Source organism: Polyangium spumosum, from assembly GCF_009649845.1.
GTDB lineage: Bacteria > Myxococcota_A > Polyangia > Polyangiales > Polyangiaceae > Polyangium > Polyangium spumosum.
This window is the reverse complement of sequence record NZ_WJIE01000001.1, coordinates 752752-768277: the sequence shown is the minus strand read 5'-3', so window position 1 is coordinate 768277 and position 15526 is coordinate 752752. Positions and strand designations below refer to the sequence as shown.

Genomic DNA, 15526 nt, shown 5'->3' with positions numbered 1-15526 from the left:
TCCTGCGCGGCGCAGGGCTTGCCCACGTCCGGGGTGATGAACCGAACTTCGATGGCCTGGTTGCTCGTCGTCCCCTGCGTCGTTGCGCTGGGTTGCCAGAACAACCCGGCTCCCCCGAACCACGACACGAAGCCCGGGACCGACGGAGCGGCAGCGCCGGGATCCGCGAAGCCCGAGGCCTCGGCAGCGGCTCCCGCGCCGAAGGGGGCGTTCCCGAACGGGATCGGGCGCGCCGACGCCGACATCACCAAGGTCATCAACCCGAAGAACGAAGCGCCGTACGAGGGCCCCAAGGCGACGGTGCGCGGCACGGTGCGCATCAAGGGCGACGCGCCGCCGGGCACGAGCTTCACGTTCCCCGCGGGCAAATGCGGCGAGGCCGCGGCGACCTACGGAAAGCTCTTCCGCGTGGGGCTCGAGGGCGCGGCGGCCGACGTGCTCGTCGCGGTGACGGGTTACAAGGGGTTCGTCCCGGCACGCGAGGAGGCCGCGAAGGTCACCATCCACGGCTGCGCCTTCTCGCGCCGCACGGTGGCGATGACGTTCGGGCAGCGCCTCGAGGTCGCGAACATCGACAAGATCGAGAGCTACATGCCGTACCTCGACGGCGCGCCGAAGAAGGCCGTGCTCGTGGCCGTTCCGGGCGGGGCGCCCGTGAAGCTCTACGCGTTCGAGCCCGGGCACTACATGATCCGCGACGAGCTGCCGAACCCGTTCCTCACGGCCGACGTCTACGTGCTCGCCTACGCGACCCACGCGGTCACGGGCCTCGACGGGCAGTACGAGATCACCGGCGTCCCCGCGGGCGGCGAGGTGCGCGTGAGCGCGTTCCTGCCGTCGATCGACAAGGTCGTCGAGCAGCGGATCACGCTGAAGGAAGGCGACAACACGGTCGACCTGACGCTCGAGTTCGACGAGAAGAAGGACACCCCCGAGGCGAGGAAAAAGGCCGCCGCGGAGAAGAAGGCCGAAGCCGAGAAGAAGGCCGAAGCCGAGAAGGAACGCTAAGCGCCCTTGCCCGAGGGCGCGAGGCGAGCGCGCACGCGCTTGCGGACGGCTTCGAGCAGCGGATCGGGTGTTGCGTTCGGCGATGTGTCGGACGACGCGGAGGCGGCGCCGGCGAACGCGCGTGCGGCCTCGGCGCCCGCGCGTCGCAGGAGCAGATCGGCGAAGAGCAGGCGCGCGAGCGGGGAGGGGGCCGCGGCGAGCGTGTCCCTCGGGGCGTCGAGCGCGGACGCGAAGAGGGCCGCGTCGCCCGCGAGATCCGCGGCGACGGCGAGCGCGATCCGCGCGGAGCTCGACGAAGGATCGGCGCCGAGGACGAGCTCGGCCTGGTCGCGCGCGAGGGGCGCGAGGCCGAGGGCCGCGGCCCGGACGGCGAGCTCGGGGGCGGGGAGGCGCGCGCGAAGAGCGGCCTTTCGGGCGGCGCCGAGGTCGCCGGAGCGCAGGGCCGCGTCGACCTCGGCGAGCGGCGCGAGCGCGGGCACCTCGGCGCTGATCCGATCCGCATGGCGAGGCGCGCGTCTTCGCAAGGCGCGGGCTGCTCGCTCGGCGGCGGCCGCGTCGTTGCGTCGGAGCGCGAGCTCGTAACGGGCGAGCCAGCCTCGAACGGAGGTGGGTCGCTCGAAGACGAGGGCGTCGAGCCAGCGCTCGGCCTCGGTGACGCGACCTCTTCGCTCGAGCAACGAGGCGTAGAGCAACACGGCCTCGTCCTGCCCTGGATCGAGGGCGACGGCGCGGGCGGCGTGCCCGAGCGCCTCGTCGAGCCGGCCCATCTTCTCGGCGCAGCGGGCGCGCGCGCGGGCGAGGGGCTCGTAGGTCGGATCGAGCGCCTCGGCGCGTTCGAAGGCGCCTCCGGCGGAGCCACGCGCGTCGGGATCGGCGCACGCTGCGGCGCCGAGGCGGGTCCAGACCTCGACGCTCTTCGCGTCGTGCTCGGCGGCGCCGCGGTAGAGCAGGATCGCCAGCCGTAGATCGCCGCGCGCTTCGGCCTCCGCGGCGCGGGCGTAATACGCGTACGCCTCGTACGCGATGAACCGCCCCTCCGTGGGCACGCCATCGATGACGCGGATCACCTTCGGATCACCGCAGCCCGCCGTGAGGCCGAGCAACACGAGCGCGGCGCCACGCGCGAGTGACCGTCCACGTCCGCTCATGCCCACCTCGTGAGGACCTCGAGCAGCCGGTCGTTCTCTTCGCGTGTGCCGATCGTGATGCGCAGGTGGTTCGCGAGGCGACCGCCGCGGGCGTGGAAGCTCCGGACGAGGATCTTGTTCGCCGCGAGGCCCTCGAACACGTCCTTCGCGGGCCGCTTCGTTTCGACCCAAAGGAAGTTCGCGTCACTCGGGGGCACACCGAAGCCGAGCCGCGCGAGCTCGCGGCCGAGGCGCTCGCGCTCCGCGACGACGTGCGCGACGACGCGCTCGATCTCGGCGCGCAGCTCGCAGAGGACGAGCGTGGCGGCGCGCTGCGAGGGCGTGGGCAGGTTGTAGGGCTGGCGGACCTTGTCGATCTCGCGGACGAGCTCGGCCGGCCCCACGAACCAGCCGACGCGTAGCGCCGCGAAGCCGATCTTGGAGACGGTGCCGAGCAGGGCGACGTTCGGGTAAGCGTGGCGGAGGTGCGCGACACTCGCGGGCGCGAAGGCGACGTACGCCTCGTCGAGCACGACGAGCGCTTCGGGCGCGGCTTCGATCACGGCGCGGATGCGATCCTCGGACATGCGCGTCCCGGTCGGGTTGTTCGGCGACGCGAGGAAGACGATGTTCGGGTTCGTCGAGGTGATGGCCGCGCGCATCTGCGCGACGTCGAGGTCCCAGCGATCGTCGAGCGGGACCTCGTGGACACGGATGCCGCGGGCGGCCGCGCTGAGCCGGTACATCACGAACGTCGGCGACGGCGTGACGATCGTCGCTGCCTCGGCGCCTGCGCGCGGCTGCGAGAGCGCGGTGAGCAGGAGGGCGATCACCTCGTCCGAGCCCGTGCCCACGAGGACCTCGTCCGACGTGCCGCCCACGTGGCTCGTGATCGCCTCGCGGAGCTCGGTCGCTCGTGGATCGGGGTACCGCTCGAGCGCGCCCGCCGCGAGCGCCTGCGCGACGGCGGCGCGCGCGTCGGGGGAGAGCAGCGGCGGGGCCTCGTTGCCGTCGAGCCGGATCTCGAAGTCGCCCGTGTGCGGGACGTACGCGGCGAGGTCCGCGAGCTCGGGGCGGAGCAGGTTGGCGAAGCGGGACGCGGTCATACGAATCAGCGCGGCAGCTTAGCCCCCGTCGCCCGGTGATGCTCGGATCGTTCAACCGACGGAGAGCCCGGGCGCGCCGATACGTGTGTCGAGGGGCTCGAGGTGAAGCGTGGCAGCCCGCTCGCGGAAGGCGGCGGACGAGGGCGCGGGGCCGATCCACAAGGCGATGTCGCCGCCGCCTGCGCCGCTTGGCCCGAAGCTCGCGCCTTCCGCTCGCGCGAACGTGCGCAGCGTGGCCACGTCGTCGACCACGATGGGCGCGCCGGACACGCGGCCGAGCTCGGCGAGCGTGTCGATCTGCGCCGCGATCGCTCGCACGAACCCCGCCGCGTCCTCGGCTTCGAGCGCGGCCTTTGCGCCGTCCGCGATCTCGTCGAGCAGCTTCCGATACACCTCGGGATCCCGCGCGCGCACGGCCTGCACCTTCTCGACGAGCGCGCCCGTCGACGCCGCCGTGGGGCAGGCGAAGACCTCGAGCACGACGCCGCGCGGCAAGGCAAACGGCGCGACGTCGAGCGCCCCGTCCTTCACGAGCCGGCACGCGACGACGCCGCCGAACACGCTCGAAGCGACGTCGATGCCGCTGCCGCGTGGCTGGGCCTTCCGGTGCGCGGCGAGCGCGAGCGGGAAGACCACGCTCCTGAGCTTCGCCTCGTCCGTGATCGTCGCGGCGAGCGCCGCGCCGATCGAGGCGACCAGGATCGCCGCGCTCGATCCGAGCCCGAGCTTGCGTGTCGTGCCGTCGGGCATCGGCGCGCGCAGGGCCGACGCGTCGAACGCGGGCGCGTGGCGGAGCACGCCCGCGTCGATCGCCGCGTGTACCTCCTCCGTCACGAGCTCGCTCGTGTGGCTCTCGTCCGCCACCACGTAGCGATCGACGGCCGCGACGAGCGCGGGTGCTCCTTCGAGGACGGCGTACGCCCCCGAGACGACGATCTTGCCCGGCGCCCGCGTGATCACGTTCGTTCCAAAAGCCGCGCGCCTTCGCCGGGCGACGCGACGATCGTACGTTTCACGCCCGGCACCTCCGCGAGCGCGGCCGTCACGCGTGGCTCGTCCTCCGGCGTCGTCAGCACCTTCACGTGAGGTCCCGCGTCGATCGTCGCGTAGGCGACGAGCCCGCGCGCCCGCATGCGTCGCACCTCTTCGAGCGCCTCCACCGTCCCGCCGGTCCAGTAAATGAGCCCCGGCCGCGCGGCGATACTCGTCGCGTGCATCGCGAGCGCGCTCTCCTCGGCGGCGACGCCGAGCGCCTCGAGATCCCGCCGGAGCACGGCCTCGCGCACGCGGGCGCAGAGCGCGGGCGCGGACGCGACCCACGCCGGAAAATACGGGCTCGTACGGACCGTGTGCTCCATGCCGTCCGTCGAGCCCACGGCCTTCGGCCCTTCCCGCGTCACGGCCACGACGACACGTAACGCGAGGTGATCCGCCGGCGCGATCGGGATCGCCGCGAGGTCCCCCTCGCCGGGGTTGCCCACGGGCAGCTCCACGAACCCGCCGAACGCCGAACGCGCCGCGCTCACCGAGATCCTTCGCGCGAGATCACTCACGCGCGCCGGATCCGTGTCGAGCCCCGCCGCCGCGAGCGCCGCGAGCGCGAGCGCCGAGAAGCCCGACGCGCTCGACGCGAGGCCCGAGGCCGTCGGGAAGTCGTTGCTGCTCTCGACACGCGCCCGCGTCTCGAACCCCGCCGCGCGACGCACCCGATCGAGCAGCTTCACCACCCGCGCGCGCGGGCCCTCGTCGGCCGGCGCGCCGCCGAGCAGGAACGTGTCCTCCACGAGCGCCGGATCGAAGGTCACGGTCGTCGTCGTGGCCATGCCCGCGAGTGTCACCGAGAGGCTCGGCACCGCGGGCTGGTTCACGCCGTCCGCCCGCTTCCCCCAGTATTTCGCCAGCGCGATGTTCGGATGCGCCGTCGCCTTGGCCGCGCGTATCGTCACGACAGTCCTCCTTCGGCGCGCTCCGTCGGGGCGCGCCTGCCTGCGCGGATCCGCGCGTAAAATCCTTCGTAGCGGCCCTCGGCGCCTCGCCAGGCGTCGAGGATCCGCGCGGCGCTCTTGGCCTCGCGCGCCTCGTCACGCGTGCCGTCGCTCTGGAACGCGGGCGGCACGAGCGCGATCACGCAGCCGCCGCCGCCGCCTCCCGTGAGCTTCGCGCCGAGCGCGCCCGAGGCCCGCGCGAGCGCGCAGAGCTCCTCGAGCTCGCTCGTCGAGACGAAGAGCCCCGAGAGCACGAGCTGGTTCATGTTCATGAGATCCCCGAGCGCGCGCTGGTCACCGGCCTCGAGGGCGAGCACGGCGTTGCCCACGATCGACGTCACCGCGTCGATCGATCGCTGCACGAGCACGGGATCCTTCGCGTGTTGTGACGCGATGAGCCCGACCGTCTCCCGCGTCGACGACGGCTGCCCCGTCGATCCCACACACAAGGCGAGGTCCTGGCGCGGCAGGATCGGCCGCGCCCCCTCGGCGCGCGTGAACCGGAAGATGCCGCCTCGCGCCGCGGCCATCGCGTCGATGCCGGAGGGGTTGCCGTGAAAGATCCGCTCCCACGCGGCTGCACGTTCGAGCACACGCGCCTCGATCGCCGCGTCCTCTTCCTGCCCACGCGCGAGCGCCTCCGCCGCGCGCGTGATCGCCACGGAGAGCGCCGCCGAGCTGCCCAGGCCGCCGCCCGGCGGCAGATCACTACGCGCCTCCACGTGCACGGGCGGGAGCGCGGGCGCGACCGTGAGCAACGCGTGGAACGCGCGCTCGAGATCGTTCGAGGACGAACCATCCGCCACGACCGTCTCGTCCCCGATCCGGAGCGTGCTCGGCCCGCTCGCGAGGCGCGTCGCTCGGGCGTGGGCTCCGCGATCGAGGCCAGCCGCGATCGCGGGTGATCCGTAGACGACCGCGTGTTCGCCGAACAGGATCACCTTGCCCGACGCCGTCCCCTCCGCGCTCGTCCTCTCCGTCACGAGCGCGCCTCCTCCGCGGCGGGCCGCACCCGGAGCGCGTCCACCACGCCGGCCAGGATCGATCGCGCCGCGGCCGTCACCGTCATCGACGCGAGCTCCTTCATCGCCGCCTCGCAGAGCGCCCGCTGCCGCTCCTCCACGGCCCTGCGCGCGCCCGACGTCACGAGCGCCCGCGTCGCCGCGGCGACCGCGTCCGCGCCCGCGTCCGCTCGCCCGTGCGCCGCTGCGAGCGCGCGTGTCTCGTCCTCGTTCATGCGCCGCGCCGCCTCGGCCACGAGGCTCGTGCGTTTGCCCGCCACGATGTCGTTGCCGACCGGCTTGCCCGTCTCCGCGTGGTCTCCGAAGGTCCCGAGCAGATCGTCGCGGAGCTGGAACGCGACGCCGAGCGGCGCCGCGAAACGCGCGAGCGCCGCGCAGAGCTCCGGCGATCCACCCGCGAGCGCCGCGCCGATGAGCAGCGGCCCGCGCATCGTGTAGCTCCCGGTCTTGAGGTCGTGCATCGCCTCGACGTCCTCCGCCTTGCCGAGCACGTCGATCTGCTGGCCGAGCACCACGTCCTCGTGGATCCGCAGGAACACCTGCGTCACCTCGAGCCGCCGCTCCGCCGAGAGCCCCGGGATCGACACCAGCGTCTCCACCGCGAGCCCCCACGTCATGTCACTCGAGAGGATCGCCGCCGTCGCCCCGATGTGCTCGCCCCCGAGCCTCTTCGTGAGCGCCGCGTGGACGCTCGGACCGCCGCGCCGCGTCGCGTCGTTGTCCATCCAGTCGTCCTGGATGAGCAGGTAACTCTGCAGGAGCTCGAACGCGACGCCGGCGTCGATCGCCGCGTCGAGCGGGCCCTCGCCTCCGGCGGCGATCCACCCGGCGGCGATGAGCCCTGCGCGCACGCGCTTGCCGCCGCGGAGCGAGAGGTCCCGCGCCGCCTCGTGCATCGCGGCGATCTCGGCGCCGTACGTGCGCGCCCTCGTGATCTTCTCGTCGAACCGCGCGGCGATGCGGCGCTCGATCTCGGGCTTGATCTGCGCGAGCAACCCGAGGAACCCGTTTTCATTCTTGCCGGGCTCGACCGTCGCCTTCGTGAGGCCTTCATTCATAGGGCGCGCGAGCGTAGGAGCCGGGCCCGGGTCGGTCAATGGCAGGGCCGGCGCGTCACCGCCCCCGCCGCGTATGACGCGCGAGCGCGCGGCGCACGGGCCCACGATCCCGCGCGCCGCCCATCACCGGATCGAGCTCTGCGAGTAACACCACGAGCGCCCGCGATCGCGCCCGAGCTTCCTTGTGCGCCTGCGCGTCGCCGCGCGCCTCCGCGAGCGCCTCCATCCGCCGGCTCGCCGCGAGCGCCGCCGGCAACGCGGAGAGCGCCACGTACGTCACGAAGAGCCCTTCGAGCGCCGCGGCGTCGTCCGGGGCGAACGAGAGCGCCGCTTCGAAGTCCGCCGCGGCTTCGCGTAACCTCCCGAGGCGCTTGCGTAACCTCCCGCGCGCCGCGTGCCCCTCCACGAAGCCGGCGACGCGCTCGAGCCCCGCGGTGTACACGCGCTCCGCCTCCACCACGTCACCCGTGGCCTCGTGTCGCGCTGCGAGGCCGAGGTACGCGGGCCCGTACGTGGGATCCAACGTGATCGCCTCGACGAGCCTTCGCCGCGCGGCCGCGTCGTCGCCTCGCGTGGCGTGCGCGTTCGCTTGCCGCACGAGCTCCGCGGCTTGCTTGGTGGCCCAGCTCGTCGTGTCGTTCTCTTGCCCGCGCGCCTCTGCGGCGAGCGCGAGGACAAGCGCGACGCAGGCGAGCGTGACGACGCGGCGCGGGGCGTGTTCGAGCACGCGTTTCGATACCAGGGGGCGGCCTCGGGGTGTCTCGAAACGACCTCGGGGTGTCTCGAAACGACCTTGGGGTGTCTCGAAACGGTTTCGGCGCGTCGAGGTAAAGCTTCGGGGCGTCGAGGTAAACGCGGACGGCGTCGAGGCAAGCGCGGGGGGCCGTCTCGAAACGGTTTCGGGGTGTCAGGGCAAGGCTCGGCGCTGTCGAGGTACGGCTCGGGGGCGTCAATGTACGGCTCGGGGCTGTCGAGGTACGGCTCGGGAGCGTCGAGGTAAGCGCGGGGGGTCGTCTCGAAGCGGCTTCGGGGCGTCGAGGTGAGACTCCGGGGCGTCGAGGTGAGACTCCGGGGCGTCGAGGTGAGACTCCGGGGCGTCGAGGCAAGGCTCCGGGCTGTCAGGGCAAGGCTCCGGGCTGTCAGGGCGGACTAAAACAGCTCCGCGGCGATGCCGTCGGCGAGCACCCACGCGTTTCGGGGCACGCGGATCGTCCCGCCCTCGATCGTGAGCTTGCCCAGCTCGGCGAGGCGCTCGGCCGCGCGCCGCCGCGACGGCGTCCACGCCTCCGTGCCGACCTCCGCCGCGGATCGTTCGAGGTCGAACCCTCCCCGGAGCCGGAGCCCCAGCATGATCCGCTCGCGCAGCCGCGTCTCCGGATCGAGCGGCTCCTCGCTCTCCACCTCGGCCTCACCCGCGAGCGCCGCCCGCATGTACCGCGCCGGATCGATCACGTTCCGGTACCGGAGCGCGAACCCCGCGCGTACGCCCGCGCCTTCGCCGCTCACCGTCCCGAACGCCGCGCAGCCGAGGCCCACGTAGTCATGCCCGCGCCAGTAGCCGAGGTTGTGCCGCGCCTCGTGCCCCTCGCGCGCGTAGTTCGAGACTTCATAGTGCGAGAGCCCCGCGCGCCCGAGCGCCTCCTCGATCGCAAAAAACGTCTCGGCCACGTGGTCCTCGTCGGCGATCGGAAGCCGCCCTCGCCGCGAGAGCTCGCCGAACTGCGTCCCCGGCTCGATCGTGAGGCTGTACGCCGAGACGTGCGTGACCCCGGTCTCGGCCACGCGCCGCGCCTCCGCCGCCGCCTCGCTCGGCGACTGCTCCTGCGTCGGCCCGCCCGCGAGGTACCGCGGACCGGCCTCCGGCGCCGGCACGGCCACGCCGTAGATGAGATCCGCGCTCACCCGCGGCACGCCCGCGCGTAGCGCGGCCCGCACCGCGTCGAGCCCGCCCTCGGCGTCGTGCAAGCGCCCGAGGAAACGTAGGCGCTCCGGCTCGAGCCCTTGCACCCCGACGCTCAGCCGGTTCACGCCCACGTCGACGAGGGCGCGCGCGCGGTCCTCGTCGAGCGAGCTCGGGTTGCACTCGACCGTGACCTCGACGTCCTCGACGGCCCGCCCTGCCGCGGCCCGGATCCCGGCGAGGACCCGCCCGAGCGCCCGGGGCGCCCAGAGCGACGGCGTCCCCCCGCCGAAAAACACCGTCGCGAGCGTCCGCCCCTCGAAGACGCCGGCCCGGCGCTCGAGCTCGGCCAGGATGGCGTCGGCGTACCGCTCGTGTTCGATTCCGTCCCGCTCCTTGGCGAAGGACACGAAATCGCAATAAGGGCACTTTTTCAGGCACCACGGGAAGTGGACATAGACGCCGATCGGCTGCATGGATTTTCTACGTGTGCGGTGGTCTCTGGCGCTCGTGGCCCCGAAGGTCGCGATGACCCCTTGGGCGCTGGCGCGTCCGTGCGCAAGTTGGCGTTTGCGGTTCGTGCAGGAAGTGTGTCGAGGAGGGCTCCGCATGGCCCCGGTCGGGCGCGAGGGCCTCGGTCGCTCGAAGGAAGAAGAAGCGGAGCGCGTGAGCCATGGTCATTCAATTGCCGGGCGAAACACGGGGTGTTAGCGTGAACGTTCAGGACGGTGCCCGGGCACCGGCCCAACCGCGTATGCTGACGTCTCAAGAGCTGATCGAGCGGGTCCAGGCGTATCAGCCCGGGGCCGACGTCGAGCTCATCGCCCGCGCTTACGACTACGCCGCCCAAGCGCACAAGGGCCAGATGCGCAAGAGCGGCGACCCTTACTTCTCCCACCCCGTCTCGGTCGCCGGCATCATCATCGAGCTGAAGCTCGACGTGGCCAGCATCGTCGCCGGGCTCTTGCACGACGTCGTCGAGGACACGCTCGCGACGCTCACGGACATCGAGCGCGAGTTCGGGCAGGAGGTCGCGTTCCTCGTCGACGGCGTGACGAAGCTGTCGAAGATCAACTTCGCCTCGAAGGAAGACCGGCAAGCCGAGAATTTCCGGAAGATGCTGGTCGCCATGGCGCGCGACATCCGCGTGCTCCTGGTGAAGCTCTGCGACCGCCTCGACAACATGCGGACGCTCGAGCACATGAAGCCCGAGGCGCAGGACCGCATCGCGCGCGAGACGATGGAGATCTACGCGCCGCTCGCGAACCGGCTCGGCATCGCGCGCTTCAAGAGCGAGCTCGAGGACCTCGCCTTCAGGTACCTCGAGCCCGAGGCCCACGCCGACCTCTCGCAGAAGGTGCTCGGCTCGAAGGCCGAGCGCGACAAGTACATCACCGACGTCTCGAAGATCCTCGCGGGCAAGCTGGCCGAGCAGGGCTTCGCCGCCGAGGTGACCGGCCGGGCGAAACACAACTACTCGATCTGGCGCAAGATGCAGTCGCAGCAGTGTGACTTCGACCAGGTCTACGACGTCATCGCCTTCCGCGTGCTCGTCGAGACGGTGGCCGAGTGTTACGCGACGCTCGGCGTCATCCACTCGCAGTACACGCCCGTGCCCGGCCGCTTCAAGGACTACGTCGCGCTGCCGAAGCCGAACATGTACCAGTCGCTGCACACGACGGTCATCGGCCCGGGCCGCGAGCGCATCGAGGTGCAGATCCGCACGCACGAGATGCACCGCGTGGCGGAGCAAGGCATCGCCGCGCACTGGAAGTACAAGGAGCGCCACTCGGGTGGCCTCGACCCGAAGGACGCGGCGCGCTTCGGCTGGTTACGCCAGCTCATGGAGTGGCAGAAGGAGCTCAAGGACCCGCACGAGTTCCTCGACAGCGTGAAGGTCGACCTCTTCCAGGACGAGGTCTACGTCTTCACGCCGAAGGGCGACGTGCGCGTCTTCCCGCGCAACGCGACGCCGATCGACTTCGCCTACGCGATCCACAGCGAGGTCGGCGATCACTGCTCGGGCGCCCGCGTGAACGGCGCGATCGTGCCGCTCCGCTACAAGCTCCGGAACGGCGACGTCGTCGAGGTGATGACGAACCCGAGCCAGCAGCCGAACAAGGACTGGCTCGATCACGTCTCGACAAGCCGCGCGCGGTCGCGCATCCGCAGCCACCTGCGCGCCGATCAGCGCGAGCGTTCGCTGAAGCTCGGGCGTGAGCTCCTGGAGAAGGAGTTCCACACGCGCGGCATCAGCATGGCGCGCCTGACGAAAAACGAGGCGGAGGTCCGCAAGCTCTGCGAGCACTTCAACGCGCAGACCTTCGACGAGCTCCTGATCGGCATCGGCTACGGCAAGCACAGCCCGAAGGCGATCATCGAGTTCCTCGCCCCGCCGCAGGCCGGCGACAAGGAGTCGCTGCCGCCGCCGTCCCTCAAGGAGAGCCGCATCGAGTCGCTCGTCCGCAAGGTGACGGGCCGCGACAACCACGGCATCCGCCTGAACGGCATCGACGACGTGCTCGTCCGTTACACGAAGTGCTGCAACCCGCTGCCGGGGGACGAGATCGTCGGTTTCATCACGCGCGGCCGCGGCATCACGGTGCACCGCCGCAACTGCCCGAAGGCGCTCGACACCGATCCGGAGCGCCGCGTGGAGATCTCCTGGGACGCGCGGGCGAAGATCAACCGCCCGGTGCAGCTCCGCGTGATGACGGCGAACCGGCCGGGCATCCTCGCCACGGTCGGCCAGACGTTCCACGAGCAAGGCATCAACATCAGCGAAGCGACGTGCCGCGCGGGCGACGACGGCCGCGCGACGAACACGTTTACCTTCCTTTGCTCGGACCTCGCGCAGCTCAAGGGCGTCATCCGGCAGCTCCAGCGCATCCCGGGCGTGATGGCCGTGGAACGAACGTAGGCCTAGCGCCTGCGTCGAGGGCCCGATCCTGAACTCGAGCTCGCGCCCGCGAGCGCACGCGTGAGCGGCCGGCCGAGGTCTCCCTCGGGGGCGTGACGCGCCGCGAGATCCTTGATGCGGCGAACGAAGGCGTTGATGCCGCGTTGATCGACGCCGGCCGTCCCGGTCGCGCGCTCGCAGAAGTACGTGCGGCAGCCGAACGGACGCGACGTGTAGATCGCGCAGCGGCCGCGCTCGTCGAGCAGCGGGCAAACGCGCTCGTCGAGCGTGGTGAGGCGACGTTTGCCACGCGAGTTGTCCTCGTGGCCTGCGAGCGGCGGCGGCGTGCGTCCGATCGCGCGCGCGCCTCCACGCGCGGCGATGGCGCGTTGCACGAGCGCGAGCTCGATCGACGTGACGTAGGGCTCGCGCCCCGTGACGCCGAAGCGACAACACTCAGTCGACGCAGGACACGACTGCCCCGCGAACGAAGCGTCGACCTCGCGGTAGATCGCGGCGAGCTCTTCGAACAAGGGCACGAGCCGATCGCCTTCAGGCGAAGTGTTCGTGCGGGTCTTTGCGGGCGAACGATCGGACGACTTCGTGCGGGACATGGATCGATCGCTCGCAGCATACGCGGGAAAAGCTCCTTTCCAACGCGCGCGCCTCACTTTGCGTGTGGGCTCCGAGCGCTATCCTCCGCGGTGACCATGCCGAACCCGCACGCGCACCCGCGGCTGCGGCCGATCGAGGCCATCTTCGTTCCGCACCCGACGTTCGGGAAGGCGCTCTTGCTCCGCGACGGCGAGGGCATCGCGCCGAGCCCGGTGGCGATCCGCGGAGACCTGGCCCCGATCGTCTCGTGTATGGACGGCGCGAGCTCCATGGACGGCATCGCCCGCCGCGCGAGCCGCATCATCGGCCGCATGATCGACGTCGCGCTCGTCTCGCGGATCGTCTCCGAGCTCGACGCCGCTTACATGCTCGAGACGCCCCGCTACCAGGCGAGGCGACGCGAGGTCGTGGCCGCGTTCGCCGCGGCGACCGAGCGGCCCGCGCACCACGCCGGCGGCGCCTACCATGGTGATCCGGACGAGCTCGCGCGTTACATCGACGAGGCCTGCCTGCAGAAGGCGCCGCGCGAGGGCGGCGCGACGCACGGCCGCATGGTCGGCCTCTGCGCGCCCCACATGGACCTCTGGCGCGCGGCCGAGGGCTACGGCCACGCGTACGGCGCGCTGGCCGAGGCGCTGCCCCCGGAGGTGGACACGTTCTTCCTGCTCGGGACGTCACACGCGCCGATGCGCCAGCCCTTCGCCGTCTGCGACAAGCGCTTCGCCACGCCGCTCGGCGCGCTCGAGCCCGACCACGACGCGCTCGTGTTCCTCGCGAGCCAGAGCCGCTTCGACGTGCGCGAGGACGAGTACCTGCACAAGGGCGAACACTCGTTGGAGCTGCAAGTGATCTTCCTGCGCCACCTGCTCGGCGATCGACCCGCGCGGATCGTGCCCGTGCTCTGCGGCCTCGGCGACGCGCAGGCGAGGGGGCGTGATCCACAGAAGGACGCGCGCGCCGAGTCGTTCCTCGCGGCGCTCGTCGAGCTCGTGGAGCGGCGCGGCGCGCGTTCGTTCCTGATCGCGGGCGCCGATCTCGCGCACGTGGGACCACGCTTCGGCGACCCACGCCCGCTCGACGCCGCGGAGCGCGACGCGCTCCAGGCGCGTGACGCGGAGTCGATCCGCCTCATGGTGGAGCACGACGCGAGCGGGTTCTTTTCGCAGGTCGCCGAGGATCTCGACACGAGGCGCGTGTGTGGCCTCGGCCCGATCTACACGGCGCTCCGAGCGTTGCCGGGGTCGGCAACGGGGCGGCTCTTGCACTACACGCAGTGCGTCGATCCCGTGGAGGGATCGATCGTCAGCCACGCGTCGCTGGCGTTCGTCGCCTGAAGGGCGACGTCCTCGAGGGGCCGTGTCCCCGCACGGCCCTCTGTTCCGCCGCGGCTAGCTCCGCGAGAACTTGCGGCGCGCGATGTCGAGCCCGAGGCGCTCCGCCTCGCGGTAGATCGCCTGGCGCGACATGCCGAGGGAACGCGCCGCCGACGCGACCGAGCCGTTCGCGCGGGCGAGCGCGTCCTCGAGGCGCGCCCGTGCGAGCGAAGGATCCGTGGCGGGCGGCAGCGAGGGCTTCGTGCGGCTCGCGCGCGCGAGCGACGAGGCGATCGACGACGGGTGGATCGCGCCCTCGGGCCCTGCGCCTTCGGCCGCCGCGACGAGCGTCGTCTCGAGCTGCGGCACGCCGCCCGGCCAGCCCGCGCGTACGAGCGACTCGAGCAGCTCCGGCGTGATACGCGAGAGCTCGATGCCGCGGCGCTCCGCGATGTCCTGCACGATGGCCGCGATGTCCTCGCGGCGGTACTCGAGCGGCGTGATCGTGACGCGCTTGCCCGAGAAGAGCGAAGCGAACCACGGCGCGAGCTTGCCGTCGCCGACCGCGCGATCGAGGGGCTGCCCCACCGTCGCGATCACCGACACGCCGCTCGTGCGACCCACCGCGTGCGCGATCTCGAGCTGCTGCGGGCGAGGCAGCCGATCCGCGTCGAGCACGACCCACGTCATCGGACGAACGCCGGCCGGGATCGTCGGTTTGCCCTCGGCGCGCCCGTCGACCGTGACGATGTCGCCCACGCCTTCGCGCAGCGCGGCGGCGAGCTTCGCCATCGTGCGCTTGCCCGTGCCGGGCCCGCCCTCGATGCACACGCACGAGCCGCCCTTCACGAGGTCGAAGATCGGATCGATCCAGTCCTTGCGCTGCCGCGGGCCGTGGACGAGCGGGCCCGTGCGCATGACCTGTCCGCCGTACGCGCTGAGGTCACGCTCGACGAACACGCCGATGCGGCTGCCGAGGCGGACCACGTCGCCGTGGCTGAGCCCGATGCGCCGCGCGCGCACGCCGTCGACGAACGTGCCGTCGGGCGTGCCGAGATCCTCGACGTAGCAGCCGTCCGCTCGGACGCTGACCTTCGCGTGCTCCGGCGCGATCCCTGCGCCTTCCACGTGCGCGTCGCGCGACGCGCTCCCGATGACCGCGCCGTCGGTCAACGTGACCGGCGCGAGCTCGCCGTTCCACCCGACGAGCACGAGGCCCCAGCCGCTGCCGTCTCGCCGTCCTTTGGCGAAGACGCCCGACCGGTGTTCTTTTTGTGCTTGGCTGACCGCCTCCGTGTTCGAAGCGGAGTTGATACGCAAAGCAGCTTGCTGTTCGTTCATGATTCCCCCCAACTGTGCGGAGCACGCGACGGTGCCCCATCCGCCTGTGCTGCAACCCCCAACGGCCTACGCTCCGGCCAGGCCGTCCGATGCAACGGATGAAGAAGATACTCTTGGAATTCAAAGAGGCAACTGTCTGGGGCGCAGGGCTT

The 15526-nt window shown here is 71.8% G+C and carries 13 protein-coding genes; 3 read left to right on the top strand and 10 right to left on the bottom strand.

Annotation, left to right across the window (positions count from 1 at the left end; all coding sequences use genetic code 11):
• The first annotated feature begins 36 nt into the window (after positions 1-36).
• Positions 37-1008, top strand: coding sequence for a hypothetical protein (locus GF068_RS03295; RefSeq protein ID WP_153817803.1), 972 nt, complete (start codon positions 37-39; stop codon positions 1006-1008).
• Here the strand turns inward: GF068_RS03295 and GF068_RS03290 are convergent.
• The 8 genes from GF068_RS03290 to hemW form a co-directional block, all read right to left on the bottom strand.
• Positions 1005-2156 (bottom strand): tetratricopeptide repeat protein, encoded by a 1152-nt coding sequence (locus tag GF068_RS03290; RefSeq protein WP_153817802.1) that lies wholly within the window; start codon positions 2154-2156, stop codon positions 1005-1007. The genes GF068_RS03295 and GF068_RS03290 overlap by 4 nt on opposite strands.
• Complete coding sequence (hisC, locus tag GF068_RS03285; protein WP_153817801.1) at positions 2153-3241, bottom strand: histidinol-phosphate transaminase; 1089 nt, start codon at positions 3239-3241, stop codon at positions 2153-2155. Before hisC ends, GF068_RS03290 begins: the two co-directional genes overlap by 4 nt.
• Before the next feature lie 51 nt (positions 3242-3292).
• Positions 3293-4201, bottom strand: a complete 909-nt coding sequence (locus GF068_RS03280; RefSeq protein WP_153817800.1) for a GHMP family kinase ATP-binding protein — start codon at positions 4199-4201, stop codon at positions 3293-3295.
• Positions 4198-5187, bottom strand: a complete 990-nt coding sequence (gene mvaD, locus GF068_RS03275; RefSeq protein ID WP_338046193.1) for a diphosphomevalonate decarboxylase — start codon at positions 5185-5187, stop codon at positions 4198-4200. The genes GF068_RS03280 and mvaD overlap by 4 nt, the downstream gene beginning before the upstream one ends.
• Complete coding sequence (gene mvk, locus GF068_RS03270; RefSeq protein ID WP_338046192.1) at positions 5184-6209, bottom strand: mevalonate kinase; 1026 nt, start codon at positions 6207-6209, stop codon at positions 5184-5186. The genes mvaD and mvk overlap by 4 nt, the downstream gene beginning before the upstream one ends.
• Positions 6206-7306, bottom strand: a complete 1101-nt coding sequence (locus GF068_RS44775; RefSeq protein ID WP_153817798.1) for a polyprenyl synthetase family protein — start codon at positions 7304-7306, stop codon at positions 6206-6208. The genes mvk and GF068_RS44775 overlap by 4 nt, the downstream gene beginning before the upstream one ends.
• A 55-nt stretch (positions 7307-7361) precedes the next feature.
• Positions 7362-8033 carry a tetratricopeptide repeat protein gene (locus GF068_RS03260; RefSeq protein WP_153817797.1) on the bottom strand — a complete coding sequence of 224 codons (672 nt, stop codon included), beginning with the start codon at positions 8031-8033 and terminating at the stop codon, positions 7362-7364.
• 422 nt (positions 8034-8455) lie between these two features.
• The gene (gene hemW, locus GF068_RS03255; protein WP_153817796.1) at positions 8456-9682 is read right to left on the bottom strand and encodes a radical SAM family heme chaperone HemW; all 1227 of its coding nucleotides are present in this window, start codon (positions 9680-9682) and stop codon (positions 8456-8458) included.
• A gap of 278 nt (positions 9683-9960) precedes the next feature.
• Between hemW and GF068_RS03250 the strand changes: the two genes are divergently transcribed.
• Positions 9961-12126 carry a RelA/SpoT family protein gene (locus tag GF068_RS03250; protein ID WP_153817795.1) on the top strand — a complete coding sequence of 722 codons (2166 nt, stop codon included), beginning with the start codon at positions 9961-9963 and terminating at the stop codon, positions 12124-12126.
• A gap of 2 nt (positions 12127-12128) precedes the next feature.
• Here the strand turns inward: GF068_RS03250 and GF068_RS03245 are convergent, their stop codons facing one another.
• Entirely contained in the window at positions 12129-12719 is a 591-nt protein-coding gene (locus tag GF068_RS03245) for a YkgJ family cysteine cluster protein (protein ID WP_153817794.1), read from the bottom strand.
• A 96-nt stretch (positions 12720-12815) separates the two neighbouring features.
• On the opposite strand from GF068_RS03245, the gene amrB reads away from it, so the two are divergent.
• A complete protein-coding gene (amrB, locus tag GF068_RS03240) occupies positions 12816-14054 on the top strand; it encodes an AmmeMemoRadiSam system protein B (protein ID WP_153817793.1) in 1239 nt (412 codons plus the stop codon).
• Between the two features lie 54 nt (positions 14055-14108).
• Here the strand turns inward: amrB and GF068_RS03235 are convergent, their stop codons facing one another.
• The gene (locus GF068_RS03235; protein ID WP_153817792.1) at positions 14109-15374 is read right to left on the bottom strand and encodes an FHA domain-containing protein; all 1266 of its coding nucleotides are present in this window, start codon (positions 15372-15374) and stop codon (positions 14109-14111) included.
• Positions 15375-15526: the final 152 nt, after the last annotated feature.